The 18,018-nt window shown below is 60.8% G+C and carries 9 protein-coding genes and 4 tRNA genes; 10 read left to right on the forward strand and 3 right to left on the reverse strand.

Going from position 1 to position 18,018, the window contains the following annotated elements; translation table 11 throughout:
• Positions 1-4 precede the first annotated feature (4 nt).
• The 3 genes from E4O98_RS22690 (at position 5) to E4O98_RS22700 (ending at position 4,386) form a co-directional block, all read left to right on the forward strand.
• The gene (locus E4O98_RS22690; protein ID WP_248136293.1) at positions 5-1,192 is read left to right on the forward strand and encodes an MFS transporter; all 1,188 of its coding nucleotides are present in this window, start codon (positions 5-7) and stop codon (positions 1,190-1,192) included.
• 111 nt (positions 1,193-1,303) lie between these two features.
• Positions 1,304-2,452 (forward strand): TDT family transporter, encoded by a 1,149-nt coding sequence (locus tag E4O98_RS22695; RefSeq protein ID WP_032877036.1) that lies wholly within the window; start codon positions 1,304-1,306, stop codon positions 2,450-2,452.
• A 59-nt stretch (positions 2,453-2,511) separates the two neighbouring features.
• A complete protein-coding gene (locus E4O98_RS22700) occupies positions 2,512-4,386 on the forward strand; it encodes an MFS transporter (RefSeq protein WP_248136295.1) in 1,875 nt (624 codons plus the stop codon).
• A gap of 106 nt (positions 4,387-4,492) precedes the next feature.
• On the opposite strand, the gene sugE is transcribed toward E4O98_RS22700, so the two are convergent.
• From sugE to rdgC, 3 genes are all read right to left on the reverse strand, one after another.
• Positions 4,493-4,807 carry a quaternary ammonium compound efflux SMR transporter SugE gene (gene sugE, locus E4O98_RS22705; RefSeq protein ID WP_010211634.1) on the reverse strand — a complete coding sequence of 105 codons (315 nt, stop codon included), beginning with the start codon at positions 4,805-4,807 and terminating at the stop codon, positions 4,493-4,495.
• A 112-nt stretch (positions 4,808-4,919) separates the two neighbouring features.
• The gene (locus tag E4O98_RS22710; protein WP_032877033.1) at positions 4,920-5,879 is read right to left on the reverse strand and encodes a bile acid:sodium symporter family protein; all 960 of its coding nucleotides are present in this window, start codon (positions 5,877-5,879) and stop codon (positions 4,920-4,922) included.
• A 166-nt stretch (positions 5,880-6,045) separates the two neighbouring features.
• Positions 6,046-6,966 (reverse strand): recombination-associated protein RdgC, encoded by a 921-nt coding sequence (gene rdgC / locus E4O98_RS22715; protein WP_003172886.1) that lies wholly within the window; start codon positions 6,964-6,966, stop codon positions 6,046-6,048.
• 159 nt (positions 6,967-7,125) lie between these two features.
• On the opposite strand from rdgC, the gene E4O98_RS22720 reads away from it, so the two are divergent.
• The 7 genes from E4O98_RS22720 to E4O98_RS22750 all read left to right on the forward strand — a co-directional run bounded on the left by E4O98_RS22720 (position 7,126) and on the right by E4O98_RS22750 (position 17,994).
• Positions 7,126-7,201, forward strand: a tRNA-Val gene (locus tag E4O98_RS22720).
• A 19-nt stretch (positions 7,202-7,220) separates the two neighbouring features.
• Positions 7,221-7,297, forward strand: a tRNA-Asp gene (locus E4O98_RS22725).
• Positions 7,298-7,473: 176 nt separating this feature from the next.
• A tRNA-Val gene (locus E4O98_RS22730) sits at positions 7,474-7,549 on the forward strand.
• 19 nt (positions 7,550-7,568) lie between these two features.
• A tRNA-Asp gene (locus E4O98_RS22735) sits at positions 7,569-7,645 on the forward strand.
• A gap of 306 nt (positions 7,646-7,951) precedes the next feature.
• A complete protein-coding gene (locus tag E4O98_RS22740; RefSeq protein ID WP_248136297.1) occupies positions 7,952-8,320 on the forward strand; it encodes a hypothetical protein in 369 nt (122 codons plus the stop codon).
• A gap of 30 nt (positions 8,321-8,350) precedes the next feature.
• The gene (locus tag E4O98_RS22745) at positions 8,351-9,460 is read left to right on the forward strand and encodes a MupA/Atu3671 family FMN-dependent luciferase-like monooxygenase (RefSeq protein ID WP_032877031.1); all 1,110 of its coding nucleotides are present in this window, start codon (positions 8,351-8,353) and stop codon (positions 9,458-9,460) included.
• Positions 9,457-17,994 (forward strand): SDR family NAD(P)-dependent oxidoreductase, encoded by an 8,538-nt coding sequence (locus E4O98_RS22750; protein ID WP_248136299.1) that lies wholly within the window; start codon positions 9,457-9,459, stop codon positions 17,992-17,994. Before E4O98_RS22745 ends, E4O98_RS22750 begins: the two co-directional genes overlap by 4 nt.
• Positions 17,995-18,018: the final 24 nt, after the last annotated feature.

Consider the following 18,018-nt stretch of genomic DNA (forward strand, 5'->3'; position numbering starts at 1 on the left):
TGCCATGATCAGCGTCAATTCCCAGCGGTCCAGCCTGACGTTCCTCGTGATCACAGTGTTGACCTTTCTCGCCGCCTCCAGCGCGCCGACGCCGTTGTACCAGGTGTATCAGGACAACCTGCATTTTTCGGCCGCGATGCTGACGGCTATCTTTGGCGTCTATGCCCTAAGCCTGTTGGCGGCGCTGCTGACGGTGGGTTCGCTTTCCGATTACCTGGGGCGCAAGCCGGTGATCTTTGCCGCGTTGCTGCTGAATATCGTAGCGATGCTGCTGTTTATCAACGCGGACAGTACGGCCTATCTGCTCGCTGCACGTGCATTACAGGGTTTTGCGACCGGTACTGCCACAGCGGTGCTGAGTGCGACGCTGCTCGATACTGACCGGGTGCGCGGCCCGATGCTCAACAGCCTTGCGCCGATGCTGGGCATGGCCAGTGGCGGGCTGGGTAGCGGTTTGCTGGTGGAGTACGCGCCACAGCCGACGCAATTGATCTATCTCACTCTGCTGGGTTTGATGGTGCTGCAGGCCGTGTATGTCTGGCGGTTGTCCGAGACGGTCAGTCGTATACCGGGGGCCTTGAAGTCCCTGGCGCCCACCCTGCATGTGCCACCGCAAGCGCGCCGGGCCTTGTGGTTGGCGATGCCGTTGAATGTGGCGGTATGGGCGCTGGGTGGGTTCTTTTCTTCTTTGGCGCCTTCGCTGGTGCGGGTCGCCACCGGGTCGACCTCGCATTTGATCGGCGGGGGGCTGGTCGCGGTGGTCACGTTAAGTGGCGCGGTCATGATCTACAGCCTGCGCAACCGTGCGGCTGACAAGGTCATGCGCCTGTCGGCGGCGCTGCTGGCCGTCGGCATGGGGCTGTTGCTGGTTGCCGTACAGACGGCCAGCCTGTGGTTGTTCTTTGTCGCCAGTGTGATCGCCGGCTTTGGTTTCGGCGGCGGCTTTATGGGCAGCGTGCGCAGTATCGTCGGGTTGGCGTTGCCCCATGAGCGCGCGGGGTTGATGTCGGCATTCTATGTACTGAGCTACCTGGCATTCTGCGTACCGGCGTTGGTGGCGGGCAATCTGAGCCGGGAGTTTGGCCTCGTCGTCACCACCGATGGCTACGCTGCGGTCCTTATTCTGTTGGCGTTGGGGGCTCTTGGCGGGCAGTTGTGGCAGGGCTCTGCCCGGGGCCGGGCAGCTGCGTAGATATGGCAAATATCTATAAAGTAGATAACAGTTAGAGATATTACCCGTTATATAGATATTCATTCAGGTTCTACCATGACCTCAACCTCATGCGAGGAAGAGGATCAAATCATGACCTGCTCGACCACCCACCGTTACAAACCTTTCAGCCACCTGACCCGTCCCCGGGAAGTGATTCGCCAGTTCACCCCGAACTGGTTTGCCGCCACCATGGGCACCGGGGTGCTGGCGCTGGCCCTGGCTCAGTTGCCGGTCACTTTGCCAGGCTTGCACGCTGTCGCTGAAGGCCTGTGGATGTTCACCATCGGCCTGTTCGTGTTGTTCAGCGTGTTGTATGCCGCCCGTTGGGTGATGTTTTTCCACGAGGCGCGGCGCATTTTCGGGCACTCCACGGTTTCGATGTTCTTCGGCACCATCCCCATGGGGCTGGCGACCATTCTCAACGGATTGCTGTTGTTCGGCCTGCCACGTTGGGGCAGTGATGTCATCCCGTTGGCCGAAGCCCTGTGGTGGCTGGACGTGGCCATGTCCCTGGCCTGCGGCGTACTCATCCCGTTCATGATGTTCACCCGCCAGGAGCACAGCATCGACCAGATGACCGCCGTCTGGCTGTTGCCCGTGGTGGCGGCAGAAGTGGCGGCGGCCAGCGGCGGCTTGCTCGCGCCGCACCTGGCCGATGCCCATGCGCAACTGGTGATGCTGGTGACCAGCTACGTACTATGGGCGTTTTCCCTGCCGGTGGCGTTCAGCATCCTGACCATCCTGATGCTGCGCATGGCCTTGCATAAATTGCCCCACGCCAATATGGCGGCGTCGAGCTGGTTGGCGCTGGGGCCGATTGGTACCGGTGCCTTGGGCATGTTGCTGTTGGGGGGCGATGCGCCAGCGATCTTCGCCGCCAATGGCCTGGAGAATGTCGGTGAAATGGCCCATGGCCTGGGCCTGATTGCAGGTATCACCCTATGGGGTTTTGGCCTGTGGTGGATGTTGATCGCGGTGCTGATCACCCTGCGTTACCTGCGCGCCGGGATCCCGTTCAACCTGGGCTGGTGGGGCTTCACCTTCCCGCTGGGGGTTTACGCCTTGGCCACGCTGAAACTGGCGAACGTGTTGCATTTGGGGTTCTTCAGCATCTTCGGCAGTGCGCTGGTGGTGGCGTTGGCGTTGATGTGGCTGATCGTGGCCAAGCGCACCGTGCAGGGGGCTTATAAAGGCGAGCTTTTTGTTTCGCCCTGCATTGCAGGACTAGCGAATAAGTAAGCAGGATTAGGTAAAGTCGTGGCCTGATAAATAAAGGCCACGCAGGAACACGGACGACGATGAGCCATCCTTCCCAATTCACCTTGCTGCGCACACGGCGTTTCTTGCCGTTTTTCATCACCCAGTTGCTGGGCGCGTTCAACGATAACATCTTCAAGCAATCGCTGATCCTGGCCATCCTTTACAAGCTCAGCATCGAGGGCGACCGCTCTATCTGGGTCAACCTGTGCGCCTTGTTGTTTATCCTGCCTTTCTTTTTGTTCTCGGCACTGGCCGGACAGTTTGGCGAGAAATTCAACAAGGACGCGTTGATCCGTGCGATCAAGATCGGCGAGATCGTGATCATGGCCGTCGGCGCGGCGGGCTTCCTGGCCAATCATCTTGAATTGATGCTGTTGGCGCTGTTTGCCATGGGCACCCACTCGGCGCTGTTCGGACCGGTCAAATACTCGATCATGCCCCAGGCATTGCACGACGATGAACTGGTCGGCGGTAACGGCCTGGTGGAAATGGGCACGTTCCTGGCGATCCTGGCCGGCACCATTGGCGCCGGGGTCATGATGTCTTCCACCCATTACGCGCCGGTGGTGGCGGTGGCGATTGTCGGCGTGGCGGTGCTGGGCTACCTTGCCAGCCGCAGCATCCCGCGCGCGGCGGCTTCGACGCCGCAACTGCGCCTGGACTGGAATATCTTCACCCAGTCCTGGGCGACGTTGCGCATGGGCCTGGGGCAGACGCCGGCGGTGTCGCGTTCCATTGTCGGCAACTCGTGGTTCTGGTTTGTCGGTGCGATCTATCTCACGCAAATCCCGGCGTACGCCAAGGAGTGGTTGTACGGCGACGAAACCGTGGTCACCCTGATCCTCACGGTGTTCTCGGTGGGCATCGCCCTGGGCTCGATGCTCTGCGAAAAGCTTTCCGGGCGTAAGGTGGAAATCGGCCTGGTGCCGTTCGGCTCGTTTGGCCTGACGGTGTTCGGCCTGCTCCTGTGGTGGCACTCCGGCGGCTTCCCGCAGAACGTCCAGGCCAACGATTGGCTCGCGGTGCTCAGCTACGGCCAGGCCTGGTGGGTGTTGTTCGATATCCTCGGCCTGGGCGTATTCGGTGGCTTCTATATTGTGCCGCTGTATGCGCTGATCCAATCGCGCACCGCCGAGAACGAACGGGCACGGGTTATCGCGGCCAACAACATTCTCAACGCATTGTTCATGGTGGTCTCGGCCATCGTTTCGATCCTGCTGTTGAGCGTGGCCAAGCTGTCGATCCCCGAGTTGTTCCTGGTGGTGTCGCTGCTCAATATTGCGGTCAACACCTACATCTTCAGGATCGTCCCCGAATTCACCATGCGCTTCATGATCTGGCTGCTCAGCCATTCCATGTACCGCGTGGAACATCGCAACCTGGAGGCCATTCCGGATGAAGGCGCGGCGTTGCTGGTGTGCAACCATGTGTCGTTTGTCGATGCGCTGTTGATCGGTGGCGCGGTGCGTCGGCCGATTCGCTTTGTCATGTACTACAAGATCTACCGTTTGCCGGTACTCAACTTTATCTTCCGCACCGCCGGGGCGATTCCGATTGCCGGGCGCCATGAAGATATGCAGATCTACGAACAGGCGTTCGCGCGGATTGCCCAGTATCTGAAGGAAGGTGAGTTGGTGTGCATCTTCCCGGAAGGCAAGCTGACAGCCGATGGCGAGATCAATGAATTTCGTGGTGGGGTGACGCGCATTCTGGAGGAGACACCGGTGCCGGTGATTCCGATGGCGTTGCAGGGGCTGTGGGGGAGTTTCTTCAGTCGCGATCCGCACAAGGGCTTCTTTCATCGGATCTGGTCGCGGGTGGTGTTGGTGGCTGGGGAGCCGATTGCTGTGGAGACGGCAACGCCTGTGCAGTTGCAGGCAGTAGTGGGTGGTTTGCGGGGGAGTGTCAGGTAGTTTTCGTTGTTTGTCAGGGCCTCATCGCAGGCAAGCCAGCTCCCACCTTTTGAATTGTGAATACAGTCAAATGTGGGAGCTGGCTTGCCTGCGATAGCGTAGTGGCTTAAGTGGAAATTTTGAGCCCAATCAGCCCGCAAATAATCAACGCCACACTCGCCAACCGAAACAACGCCATGGACTCCCCAAACAGGATAATCCCGGCAATCACAGTGCCCACGGCACCTACGCCTGTCCAGATGGCATAGGCGGTGCCCAGCGGCAGCTCTTTCATGGCCAGCCCCAGCAACCCAAGGCTGACGGCCATGGCGGCAATCGTCAGGGCGGTGGGCAGTGGCTTGCTGAAACCGTCGGTGTATTTCAGGCCGACGGCCCAGCCAACTTCAAACAACCCGGCAAAAAACAGAATGATCCAGGACATGATGACCTCGCTTCTACAAAGTGGGGTCGTCCCCTGGTTAGCGCCTGATAGCGTCGCGAGGTCGTCCTCGCGAAGCTTGGTAGAGTGCCGAAAATGGATCAGGCGATCAAGTTTACGGAGCGGTTTCCAATGCGCGGCGGTCTTCTTTCTCGCTCATGCGGCGGAAATAAGTCGACAGCAATGCGCCGGAAATATTGTGCCAGACACTGAACAACGCACTGGGAACCGCCGCCAGCGGCGAAAAGTGCGCACTGGCCAGCGCGGCACCCAGCCCGGAGTTCTGCATACCGACTTCCAGCGCCAACGACTTGCGTTGCGCCAGCGGCAACTTGAACAAGCGCCCGGTGAAGTAGCCCAGCAGGTAACCGAAGCTGTTGTGCAGCATCACCACCGCCATGATCAGCAGGCCCGATTCGGCGATCTTCGCCTGGCTTGCGGCGACCACGGCCGCGACGATGATCACAATACTGACCACCGACACCAGCGGCAGCACGTCCACCGCATGACGAACCCGCTCGCCCAGCACCCGTTGCGCCACCACGCCGAGCACAATCGGCAGCAGCACCACTTGCAGGATCGACCAGAACAGCTCCATGAACGATACCGGCAGCCAGGCCGAGGCCAGTAGCCAGATCAACGCAGGTGTGAGCAGTGGGGCGAGGAGGGTGGTGACGGCGGCAATCGCCACCGACAACGCCAGGTCGCCGCGGGCCAGCCAGGTCATCACGTTGGACGAGGTGCCGCTTGGGCAGCAGCCGACCAGGATCACGCCGACGGCAATTTCCGGCGGCAGGTGAAAGACCTGGCACAACAACCATGCCACGCCCGGCATGATCACAAAATGCGCGACCACGCCCAAGGCCACGCGCCATGGATGGCGAGCGACTTCGGCGAAGTCTTCAAGTTTCAAGGTCAGCCCCATGCCGAACATCACCAGGCCCAGCAGCGGGACGATGGCGCTTTTCAGGCCGATGAACCAGCTGGGTTCGAGGAAGGCGAGCACGGCAAATATCAACACCCAGTAGGCGAAGGTATTGCCGACGAAGCGGCTCAAGGCAGCGAGTGCACGCATGGGGATGTCCTTGTTATTAGAGTGTTGAATAGGGCGACGCGATCAAATGTGGGAGCTGGCTTGCCTGCGATAGCGGTGTATCAGTCGGCACTACTCTGGCTGACACTCCGTTATCGCAGGCAAGCCAGCTCCCACACTGACCGTGCCCACATTGGATCGGTGTTGTTTAGATGCCCTGTGGGGTTTCTTCCCCGCCCAGCGCTTCCACCAACGCCGGCAGGAACTCACCGAAGGTCAGCATCATCAAGGTAAAGCTGGCATCCAGTTGGCCCAGGGCTTCGTCGCCGCCGTCCTGTTCCGCCTGGTCTTGCAGCAGGTCTTCGAATTTCAGGCGTTTGACGGTCATCTTGTCATCGAGCATGAAGGACAGCTTGTCCTGCCACGCCAAGGACAGTTGGGTCACGACCTTGCCGGTGGTAAGGTGCAGTTGGATCTCTTCGCCGGTCAGGTCCTGGCGCTTGCAGCGCACGATGCCGCCGTCTTCATGGGTGTCGCGCAGTTCGCATTCGTCGAGGACGAAGAAGTCATCGGCCGGTTTCTGGGTAGTGACCCAGTCGGTCATGATTGCGGTCGGTGCGGTTTTTACCGTCAGCGGACGGACGGGCAGGGTGCCGATCACTTCACGCAAGGTCGACAGCAGATCTTCAGCACGCTTGGGACTGGCCGAGTTGACCAGGATCAGGCCCTGTTTCGGCGCGATCGCAGCAAAGGTCGACGAGCGACGAATAAAGGCACGCGGCAGGAAGGCCTGGATGATTTCATCCTTGATCTGGTCGCGCTCCTTCTTATAGACCTTGCGCATTTGCTCGGCTTCGATCTCTTCGACTTTCTCTTTCAGTGCGTCACGCACCACGCTACCTGGCAGGATGCGTTCTTCCTTGCGCGCGGCGATCAGCAAAAAATCTCCGCTGACGTGAACCAGGGGAGCGTCTTCACCTTTACCGAAGGGTGCAACGAAACCGTAAGTGGTCAACTCCTGGCTTGCACACGGGCGCGCCAGCTTGGTGGCCATGGCCGCTTCCAACGCCTCGGCATCAACAGGCAGATCTTGGGTCAGGCGATAGATAAGCAGGTTCTTGAACCACATGGGGTGAGTCTCTCCTCTATACAAAGGGGGGCATTATTCTCTTGATCACGCCGTAGGCCAACCCTGCCTAAGCCATTGGAAGGGCTGAAAAAAAAGATTTAAGAAAGTGCTTGCCAGACATGGGGTCGCTACGTAGAATGCGCGCCACACCGAAACGAAGGGTGATTAGCTCAGCTGGGAGAGCATCTGCCTTACAAGCAGAGGGTCGGCGGTTCGATCCCGTCATCACCCACCATTCGCTTCAAGTGTTACGCGCAGCGGTAGTTCAGTCGGTTAGAATACCGGCCTGTCACGCCGGGGGTCGCGGGTTCGAGTCCCGTCCGCTGCGCCATATTCGGTCACCTGGAACGCTGAACGCCAGGTCACCACAGAAAGCCCGCTTAATCGCGGGCTTTTCTTTGTCCGGAATATGGCAAAAAATCGTACGCGGAACTTTTTTTAAATAAATTGCATTTAAATCAAGACATTACGATTTTTTGGTGTATGATGCGCCCACACCGAAACGAAGGGTGATTAGCTCAGCTGGGAGAGCATCTGCCTTACAAGCAGAGGGTCGGCGGTTCGATCCCGTCATCACCCACCATTCGCTTCAAGTGTTACGCGCAGCGGTAGTTCAGTCGGTTAGAATACCGGCCTGTCACGCCGGGGGTCGCGGGTTCGAGTCCCGTCCGCTGCGCCATATTTTGCTTCCAGGCCCACTGAACACCTGGAAACTACGAACAAAGCGGCCATTGGCCGCTTTTTTTGTGCCCGGATTTTTTCTCGCCGTTCCTCTCCAACCATAGCGTTCGCTCGCCCATCCTAGCGTCCTCATCGTCTTATTTGGGTCGCCAATCCTGCGCTGTCAATCGTCACGCCTCCAGGGTTCGTGCGCAGCCTTTATCCCTATTGAAGAACCTTGTCAATCCTAAGTGCTGATAGGAGTGCCAGTTCGTCTTGCTGCGGTAAGGTCTCGTGGACATTGGTTCTAACGGAACGGCCGAAGATGAATCGCACCTGCATGGCCATGCCTTATTTCGAAATCCCCGAACGTCACCTTGAAGCGTTCAAGGCGTATTGCGCCGTGTTTATCGAAAAGACCTCTAAAGAGCCCGGATGCCTGTACTACGGTTTCAGCTTCAATGGCACCCAAGGCCATTGCCGGGAGGTCTACAGCGATGCCCAAGGGCTTTTGAACCACTTCGTCAATATCGCTGAGCTGAATTCCGAGGCGTTTCACCTGGCTTCAATTGTTCGCTATGAAGTGCATGGGCCCCGAGAGGAGCTGGACAAGTTACGTGGCCCCCTGGCGTTTATGAAGCCGCAGTTCTTCGAACTGGAACAGTGTTTCAGCCGACCGTCTGTGGTGGCGTGAACCCGATGTATCTACAAGAGGCCTCAAGACATGTCAGTTGAACAATTACTCGGCCTGGGTGTGACGAACGCTGCGCGTGCGCCGCGTCAGCCTGCCTTCAGCCTGTTGTTTTTTTCCGATGTGCGCGAAGACATCAGCGCCAGCGAGAAATATGAGTTCGCTCGGTCGTTGACGTTGTTTGGCGATGCGCAGGGTTTTGAGGCCGTGTATTTTCCTGAGCGTCATTTCCACGAGTTTGGCGCGATTTACCCCGATTCCGCAGTAATGGCGGCGTCACTCATCCCCCAAACCCGACACATTCGTTTTCGCACCGCAGGCATCAGTTTGCCCCTGCATCACCCGGCGCGCGTGGTCGAAAGTTGGTCGATGAACGATGTACTCTCTGGCGGAAGGGTAGACCTTGGGTTCGGCTCAGGTTGGAGCCGGCCTGATTTTCTCTTGGCGCCGCACGCCTACGAGGACCGGCGCGAGGTGATGTGGCAACGCATTGAGCAGGTACGTCGCTTATGGGCGGGTGAGCGCCTTTCATTCCCGGGGCCTGGTGGCGATCCAGTGTCGGTCGTCACCTTTCCCCGACCCCTACAGACCAGCCTGAATGTCTGGATCCTGGTAGCGCAGAATACAGAGTCGTTCATTGCCGCTGGCAAGGCGGGTTTCAACGTCTTCACGATGTTGTACGGCATTGACCTGCCGGACCTGGCCGAAAAAATTGGGCTTTATCGCCAAGCGCGCCGCGATGCGGGATTCGACCCGGCTTCCGGGCGCGTCACCCTTATGCTGCATACCCTGGTCGGGCCCGATAGCGCCTGGGTTCGCCGAGCCGTCGAAGCACCGTTCAAAGACTATATCCGCAGCTCACTGGTAGCCCACATGAAAGCACGGGCGACGCCTGACGGTCGTCCCCTGGATGCCACAGAGCAGGAAAACGTCCTGCAATACGCATTTGAGCGGTATTACGAAACCGGCGCGTTGTTCGGTACGGTCGATGAGGTTCGGTATCGAGTCGGCCAAGTGCTTGAGACCGGCGTCGATGAGATTGCCTGCCTGATGGATTTCGGCGTGGACTACGCCGTGGTGCATCAGTCCTTGCCCTACCTTGAACAACTCGTAGCCTCGTTCCAGGAGCGGTCAGCACAGTGAATATCGAACGCAAGAAAGCTCGCCTCGCCGCCGCCATCAATGCCTCGCTCAAGGCCCAGCCTGCCCCGTCCTTTCCTGAACCGGTGGCGATCATCGGGTTGTCCGCCAACGTCGCGCAGTCGGCTAGCGTACGTCAGTTCTGGCAGGCGCTGGATGATGATCGTTCGTTGATCGAGGAGATCCCGGCGACGCGCTTTGACTTCACGTCCTGGTACGCCGGATCGAATATTGAAGAAGGGAAAATGCGCACCCGTTGGGGCGGGTTTATACCCGCCATCGATCAATTCGATCCGGTCTTTTTTGGCATGTTGCCGGCGGAGGCGCGCAATATGGATCCGCAACAACGCTTGTTGCTGATGTCGGTGCGCCAGACGTTTGAAGACGCCGGTTATCGCCACACTGACTGGAAAGGCTCGGCCACCGGTGTATTTATCGCCGCCGAGCGTAACGAATACCACCTCAACCTACTCCAGGCCCAGATTGATCCCGGCGAAGGGCTGGACCAGGCGGCCAGTATGCTCGCCAACCGGGTGTCACATTTCTATGACCTGCGTGGGCCAAGCGAACGAATCGATGCGATGTGTGCCGGCGGTGCCGTCGCGCTTCATCACGCGGTCACCGCGCTGCGCAGTGGCCAGATCAATGCTGCGATCGTCGGTGCCTGCAACTTGCTGCTGCGCCCGGACGTGTTCGTGACGTTGTCGCAAAGCGGGCAAATGAGCCCCGAACCGACCGTGAGATCCTTCGGCGCCGGCGCTGACGGCTACCTGCGCGGCGAAGGCGTGTGCAGCCTGTTGCTCAAGCCGTTGTCGAAGGCTGAGGCCGACGGCGATCATATTTATGGGCTGATCCGCAATACGGCGGTCAATTACAACGGCGGCGACGCGGCGTCAATCGCTGCGCCCAGTGTGTCCGCACATTCAAGCCTGGTACAGGATTGCTACCGACGGGCGGGGATCGATCCACGCCACGTCAGCTACATCGAAGCCCAGGGCATGGGCAACCCCGTGGCAGATATCGCTGAGTGGGATGCCCTTAATCATGGCTTGCTGGCCTTGGGACGGGAGCAAGGCGTGCAGTTGCAGGAAGGCCAGTGCGCTATCAGCACGCTCAAGCCGATGAGCGGACATATGCATGCCGCTTCAGCCATTGGCGCGCTATTCAAGATCATCCGCAGCTTTCAGACCGAAAAGATTCATAAAATCCTCGACTTTGAGCAGCCCAATCTCCACCTGCATACCGCCGGACAGCCTTGCAGGCTCGCTACCCATACCGTTGATTGGCCACGCCAGGCTACCCCGCGCCTGGCGGGTTTGCATTCCTATGGCGCAGGCGGAAACAACGCACACATTCTAGTCGAAGAATACGTGCACCAAGCGCCCGGTCGTGTGGTGCCGAGTCAGGCCCCATTGCTGTTCCCCCTTAGCGCGCCGACCCCGGCGCTGCTGGCGCTGCTCGCGGCACAAATGCACCAGGCCTTGATCGATGAGCCGACGCTGTGCCTGGAAAGTGTCAGCGACACGCTCAAATTCGGGCGCGAGAAATTTGCCGCCGCCGTGGTCATCGTGGCCATGGAGCGCCCAGGCTTGCTCGATGTGCTAGCCCAGTTACACACGGGCGATCTTACGGGCGCAGTTGTCTTCGCCAAGGACGTCGCAGCGCCTACGGACGCGGCGCTTGACCCTTGGGCCGAGCTCTGGCTGGCGGGTGAGCGCCCGATGGCGAAGGCCACCCGCGCACCACGGGTGCCCCTGCCGACGACCCCCTTTGATACCCAGTCGTTCTGGTATGACGCGCCTGCACCCATGGCGGCGTATCCGGCTCCTGGTACATCGCGTACAGGGCGCCGAGCCTGGAGCCCGGACGCCGCCGAGCAAGCGGTACGTGAAGCATTGGCCCAAGCGCTGGAACAGCCTGCGGCATCACTGGATCTGGACGCGCAGTTCAGTGAGTTGGGTTTTGATTCGATGATGGTGCGTCAACTCTGCCGGCATATGCGCGACCAGGACATCGTGGTCGAGCCAGCGGTACTGTTCGAGCACGCTACGCCGGCGCGACTGGTGGCCTGGCTGGCTTGCGCGCCTGCGCAGCGCATTGCCGCCCCTTACCACCTGCCCAGTCCGGGCGCGCGTGGGCAGATCGCGATAATCGGCATGGCCGGGGTATATCCCAAGTCAGCGGATTTGTCGGCGTTCTGGGATTGCCTGGCAAACGCAGGGGACTGCATCGAAACCGTGCCCGAGCAACGCTGGAGCCTTGACGAGCATTTTAACGCGGACCGCCAGCGTGCGATCCAAGAGGGTAAAAGCTACGGTAAATGGGGTGGTTTCATCGAAGGCCTGGATGACTTCGACCCAATGTTCTTTAACTTTTCCCTGGCCGAAGCTACCTACATGCACCCCAAGGAACGTCAATTCATCCAGTGCGCATGGCATGCCCTGGAAGATGCCGGGTATACGCCTGCGTCTCTGGAGCAGGAGAAGGTCGGCGTATTCGTGGGAGTGTCCAAGGCCGGGCACGATAACTATAAAGATTCGTTTTTTTCGATCGCCAACCGCGTGTCTTATCGCTTCGGGTTTACCGGGCCTAGCCTGCCCGTGGATACCGCCTGTTCTTCTTCGCTGACCGCGGTGCATGAGGCCTGCCTGCACTTGCAGGCAGGCGAGTGCACCGTGGCGGTTGTCGGTGGCGTCAATGCCTACACCCACCCTTCCACCTTTGCCGAGTTCGCACGACTGGGCGTGTTATCCGCCGATGGCAAGTCGCGAGCGTTCGGTGCGGGGGCCAATGGGTTTGTTCCCGGCGAAGGAGTGGGGGCGCTGTTGCTAAAGCCGCTGGAACGCGCGCTGGCGGACGGTGATATGGTTCACGGCGTCATCGCCGCCAGTGCGGTCAACCATGGCGGCAAAGCCAATGGCTACACGGTGCCCAACCCCGAAGCCCAGCGCGCCATGATTCGCCTGGCATTGGACCGGGCCGGCGTCAGTGCTGACCAGGTTACCTATGTGGAGGCCCACGGCACCGGTACGGCGCTGGGCGATCCCATCGAATTTCGCGGCCTGGTCGAGGCGTTTCGCCAGGACACCGAGCGCACCGGCTTCTGTCGCCTGGGGTCGGTCAAGAGCAACATCGGCCATCTTGAAGCTGCGGCTGGTATTGCCGGCCTGAGCAAGGTCCTCCTGCAGATGCGCCACGGGCAAATCGCGCCGTCGCTGCATTCGCAGCAGATGAACCCGGATATCGACGCCAGCCTCTCGCCTTTTCGCGTGCCTCAGGCGCTGGAACCGTGGGACGTCGACGGCGAGGGCGCGCAAGAGCGCATTGCATGCCTGTCATCCTTCGGTGCCGGCGGTGCCAATGCCCACGTGATCCTGCGCCAGGCCCCTGTGCGTACCGAACCCGCCGAAGATGTGCGGGCCGACTACCTGATTGTCCTTTCGGCACGCCATGAGGCTGCACTTGTACGACAAGTGGACACCTTGTTAGTGTTTCTGGAACGCAATCCGTCGCTGCCCTTGCGTGACATTGCCTACACGCTGCAGGTGGGCCGCCAGGCCATGAATGCGCGATTGAGTTGCATCGCCACGTCGACAGCCGACCTCATGGATGCATTGCGTCGCTATTGTGCCGGTGAGGCCCACCCGGGCGTGCAGTCCACGACGCTCAAGGACGCCGACCGCCTGAGTTTGTTCGGTCAAGATGAGTCAGCGCTGACGTTGCTTGATCAGTGGTATGCCGAGAGCAAATGGGCGCAATTAGCCCAGTTATGGAGAGCGGGGGAGGTGATCGACTGGGCGCGCCTGGTGGCGCCGGGTACTGCCCGTCGTATCAGTTTGCCGGGCTATTCGTTCGACCGTGAACCCATCCCCAGGGCACCGCAACTGGTGCCTCTTGGCAGCGTGGCCCGGCCCCCGGCGCAGCCTGGCAGGGCGCCCGTACCACCTACCACCGCCGCGACATTATTGGTGCGCCCGCGCTGGCAGCCGGTGCAGGCCTCACCTGCGGCGGCGGCGCCTCGGCGGTGCCACGTCATCCTGTGTGAGTGGCCTGGAGAACGGTCGGATCATCCAGGGTGGCAGGTGCTGACGCCAAAGGGCTTGCCGACAGAACGCTACGTGCACTGTGTCGGGCAAATTGCTGAGCATTTGCGCCAGATCATTGTCGATGCGGCGCACGAAGTTATCTCGGTACAAGTGGTAATACCCGTCAATCGGTCTGCGTGGCTGAGTGGCATTCATGGGCTGCTGAGGTCGGCGCAACTTGAAAGCAGCAAGCTGCGAACGCAGTTGGTTGAAATCGACCAGAGCTTCACTTTTACGCAGGTTCGGCACGCCGTGGAGCAGGCTGCGGCCCTGGAGGTTCATCCTTGGTTGCGGTTCGACGCTCAAGGTGGCCATGCCCGTCAGTGGACGCAGGCGACAGTACTGGATGATACGCACCGCTGTAGGTGGAAGAACGCGGGTGTCTATCTGCTGACAGGGGGAATGGGCGGGTTGGCGCAGTGTTTCGCCGCCGATATTCTCAGCCGTGTCGAAGGCGCAACCGTGGTACTGGTGGGGCGCTCCCCCTTGGGCCAGGCCGGCCAGGATCGGCTGGATGCCCTGCGGCGCATGGGCGGCCAGGTCAGCTATGAGCAAGTCGATATCAGTGACGAGGCGGCTACCGAACGGCTCGTGGCTGATGTGCAAGCCCAGTACGGTGCGCTCAATGGTGTGCTGCATTGTGCAGGAACGCTGCACGATGAGTTCTTGCGTAATTTCAAACACCAACACGGCGATGGGGTGCTGGCGGCCAAGGTGGGCGGTACCTGGTCGATCGATCAGGCGACGCGTCACTGCGACCTGGACTGTTTCGTGCTGTTTTCATCCGCCGCGGCAGCCGTCGGGCACCCGGGCCAGGCGTTCTACGCGGCGGCCAACGGCTTCATGGATGGGTTCGCCGAACAGCGCACCCAGCAGGTCCAGATGGGCGAGCGTCGAGGCCGAACCGTTTCGATTGCCTGGGGGCTGTGGCGCGACGGCGGCATGCAATTGGATGCACAGGCCAGTGCGTTGCTGGAGCGTGAGTCGGGCATGATCCCGTTGAGTCGCGAACACGGCGTTGCGGCGTTTCATCAAGTGATGGACAGTGATGCGTGCCGAATCGTGGTGATAGAAGGGGATGAACAGCGCCTGCGCCGGCGTCTGCATCCGCTGTCGAACGAGGCGACGCTGCCCGCTGATACACGCATGCTTGACGTGGTGAAAAGGTTGGCGGGGCAAGTGCTCGGCATCGCGACCAGCGAGCTTGAGGGTGACCACGACTTTGACAGCTATGGGTTGGATCAGGCGCGCTTTAATCAATTGATCCAGGCACTTGATCGCGAATGCGGGCTTGAGGTGTCGCCATTGGTTTATCGGCAAGTGCGTTGCCTCGACGATCTGGTGGCCCACCTGCCTGCCCAGCTACACGCCGGCACTGCGCCGCGTGCCGTGGCCGGCACCGCCTCAGCGCAAGTGCTGCTCGAGCATGCGTTGCAAGTGCTCAAACGGGTGCTATCCCCTGTGGTGCAATGGCCGGAGGATCGTCTGGACAGTGATGAGCCGCTGGAGCGCTACGGGCTGGACTCGATGATGGTCATGACGATCACCGCCGCGCTGGAGGCGCAATTCGGCGCGCTGCCCAAAACCTTGTTCTTTGAGTATTCGACGCTGCGCGCCTTGGCCGCATACCTGTGTCGCGAGCATGCATCGACGTTGGTGGCGCTGGTCGCCGACGTAGCGGGCACGCTGGCGTCAGGCCCCGATGAGGCGCGGGTGGCCGGTATTGCCAGCCACGACCCCGTGCCTGCCGACGCCGCGCAATCGCCTGCATCCGCCAAGGAGACGTCGCAACGCTTTGACGTCGCCATCATCGGCCTTGCCGGGCGCTATCCCCAGGCCCGCACCCTGGAAGAGTTTTGGCAGGTACTCAGCCAAGGGCGCGACTGTATCAGTGAGATTCCCACCGAGCGCTGGGACCACTCCCGTTATTACAGCGCTGATGAAGACGCGCCGGGCAAGACCTACGCGCGCTGGGGCGGGTTCATTGATGGAGTGGCTGAATTTGATCCGGCGTTTTTCGGTATCTCGCCGCGTGAAGCGATGGCCATGGAGCCCCAGGAGCGCTTGTTCCTGCAGACCGCTCACGAGGCCATTGAAGACGCCGGTTATACCCGCCAGGGCCTGGCAGCCAGCGCCCGTCACGAAGATGCCGAGGGCATGGTCGGTGTATTCGTCGGCGTAACGTACGAAGAGTACCAACTGTATGGGGCGCAACAGACTGCCGAGGGGCGGCCGCTGGTGCTGTCCATGAGCCCATCGTCGATTGCCAATCGCGTTTCGTTCGTCAACGGTTTCCATGGGCCAAGCATGGCCATCGATGCGATGTGTGCGTCCTCACTGACGACTATTCACCTGGCCTGCCAGAGCCTGCACAGTGGCGAATGCCAAGTAGCGCTGGCCGGAGGCGTGAATGTATCGATTCACCCCGCCAAGTTCCTCATGCTGGGGGCAGGCAAATTTGCCTCCCGACGTGGCCGCTGTGAAAGCTTCGGTGCCAGTGGCAGCGGTTACGTGCCCAGTGAGGGTGTGGGGGCTGTACTGCTTAAACCGCTGCATCAGGCCCAGGCCGATGGCGACCGTATTTATGGAGTGATTCGCGGGAGTGCCATCAACCATGGCGGGCGAACCAACGGTTATGCAGTGCCTAATCCGGCAGCCCAGGCCGCGGTGATCAGCCGTGCCTTGCGCCAGGCGAACGTGCAGCCGCGGCAGATCGGTTATGTAGAAGCTCACGGCACGGGTACGGTGTTGGGCGACCCGATCGAGGTGGCCGGCCTGTCCCGTGCGTGGCGGGCTTACACGCCGGACCGGCAGTTCTGCGCCTTGGGGTCGGTCAAGTCCAATATCGGCCATTGCGAAAGCGCTGCGGGCATCGCCGGGCTGACCAAGGTATTGCTGCAAATGAAGCACGGACTGCTGGTGAGCTCACTGCACGCTGAAACGCTCAATCCCAATATCGACTTCAGCGAAACCCCCTTTCGTGTGCAGCGTACGCTGGCACCCTGGGAGCGCCCGCTCGGCTCCGATGGCGTCCCGGGCCTGCGCATGGCTGCCATTTCCTCCTTTGGCGCCGGCGGGGCCAATGCTCACCTGATCGTCAGCGAGGCGCCGCTGGCCCAAGCTGCTCACGCGGCGATGACAGTGACTGCGCCGTTACCCATCGTTCTCTCTGCACGCTCTCGCGAAGCCTTGCTGGAGGTGGCGCAGCGGCTCGTGGACTGGTGGTTGGACGCTGCGGCCAATCGCGAGCCGGACCTGCAAGCCCTGGCCTACACGCTGCAAGTGGGGCGCGAGGCCTGGGAGTGGCGGGTGGCGCTGTTGGTCACTTCGGGCGACGAACTGGTGCGTGAGCTGCGCGCCTTTATCGATGGCGCGCTAGAGGGGCCGTCCTGGTGGTCCGGCTGCCTTCCCGAGGCGCACAGCCTGGCGACGCGTCCCAGTGAGCAAGCCTGCGCCGCCATTCGGCAGATGTTCGACCAGGCTGACTTGGGGGGCATCCTGCGTCGCTGGGTGCAAGGCGAAGCGGTTGACTGGTCACCGCTGTATCACTCGCACCGTCCAGCGCGCCTTGGCCTGCCGACGTACCCGTTTGCCCGGCAACGTTATTGGGCGCCGAGTGAGGTGGCGGTCTCGGTTGAGTCTGTGGCGTCCGTGGCGCAGGGCGGCAAGATTCGCCTGCGTGCACTGGATACTTTGCCTGTGGCTGATAGCGCACCCATCGTGCCGCCCGCGCCGCGGATACTCAGCCAACCCGCGCCTTTAGCGGCCAAGGCGGCGCCGGTTGTCCCAGTGGCCGACGACGAATGTGCACAGTTCCTGCGCCAGAGCCTGGCGGCCATGCTGTATTGCGAGCCAGGCCAAATACGCGACGGCAGCCGCTTCCTGGAGTTGGGCCTGGACTCGGTGATCGCCGCGCAATGGATCCGTGAAATCAACAAGCACTACCAGTTGAAGATTCCCGCCGACGGCATTTATACCTATCCGGTATTCAAGGCCTTTACGCAATGGGTGGGCACCCAGCTTCAGCCAACTCAAGCAACGGCTGCGCCGGTCCAGCGCGAGCCAGTGGCATCGGCACCGCAGCCTGGCGCGCAGGCAAGTGCGCAACGCGAGTCGATCCAGGACTACCTCAAGCAAAGCCTGGGTGAACTGTTGTTTCTCGACCCTGGGCAGTTGCGCAGTGGCGCGCAGTTCCTGGACCTGGGAATGGACTCGGTCACAGGCACACAATGGATGCGCGGGGTCAGCCGGCACTTTTCCATTCAACTAGCGGCCGACGCGATCTACACCTGGCCCACGCTCAAGTCCCTGGCGGATGAGGTCGATCGCCGGGTGCAGGTTGTACACAGCTCCGATGACTTGCTCGATACGATCCTGAACCAGGTGCAGAGTGGCGCCTTGGCGGCTGACAGCGCTTGCGCAGTGGTCGAAGACGTGTTGGCGCAGCGGTAGCAACCATGACTTTCAATGTCGCAG

The sequence above is a fragment of the Pseudomonas sp. W2Jun17 genome, from assembly GCF_023127795.1.
GTDB lineage: Bacteria > Pseudomonadota > Gammaproteobacteria > Pseudomonadales > Pseudomonadaceae > Aquipseudomonas > Aquipseudomonas synxantha_A.

What these genes read in the sequence shown, in the direction of transcription:
- E4O98_RS22690 (WP_248136293.1), top strand. Translation starts at nt 5, where the DNA reads ATGATCAGCGTCAATTCCCAGCGGTCCAGCCTGACGTTCCTCGTGATC.
- E4O98_RS22695 (WP_032877036.1), top strand. Translation starts at nt 1,304, where the DNA reads ATGACCTGCTCGACCACCCACCGTTACAAACCTTTCAGCCACCTGACC.
- E4O98_RS22745 (WP_032877031.1), top strand. Translation starts at nt 8,351, where the DNA reads ATGTCAGTTGAACAATTACTCGGCCTGGGTGTGACGAACGCTGCGCGT.
- sugE (WP_010211634.1), bottom strand. Translation starts at nt 4,807, where the DNA reads ATGTCCTGGATCATTCTGTTTTTTGCCGGGTTGTTTGAAGTTGGCTGG.
- E4O98_RS22740 (WP_248136297.1), top strand. Translation starts at nt 7,952, where the DNA reads ATGAATCGCACCTGCATGGCCATGCCTTATTTCGAAATCCCCGAACGT.
- E4O98_RS22700 (WP_248136295.1), top strand. Translation starts at nt 2,512, where the DNA reads ATGAGCCATCCTTCCCAATTCACCTTGCTGCGCACACGGCGTTTCTTG.
- E4O98_RS22710 (WP_032877033.1), bottom strand. Translation starts at nt 5,879, where the DNA reads ATGCGTGCACTCGCTGCCTTGAGCCGCTTCGTCGGCAATACCTTCGCC.
- rdgC (WP_003172886.1), bottom strand. Translation starts at nt 6,966, where the DNA reads ATGTGGTTCAAGAACCTGCTTATCTATCGCCTGACCCAAGATCTGCCT.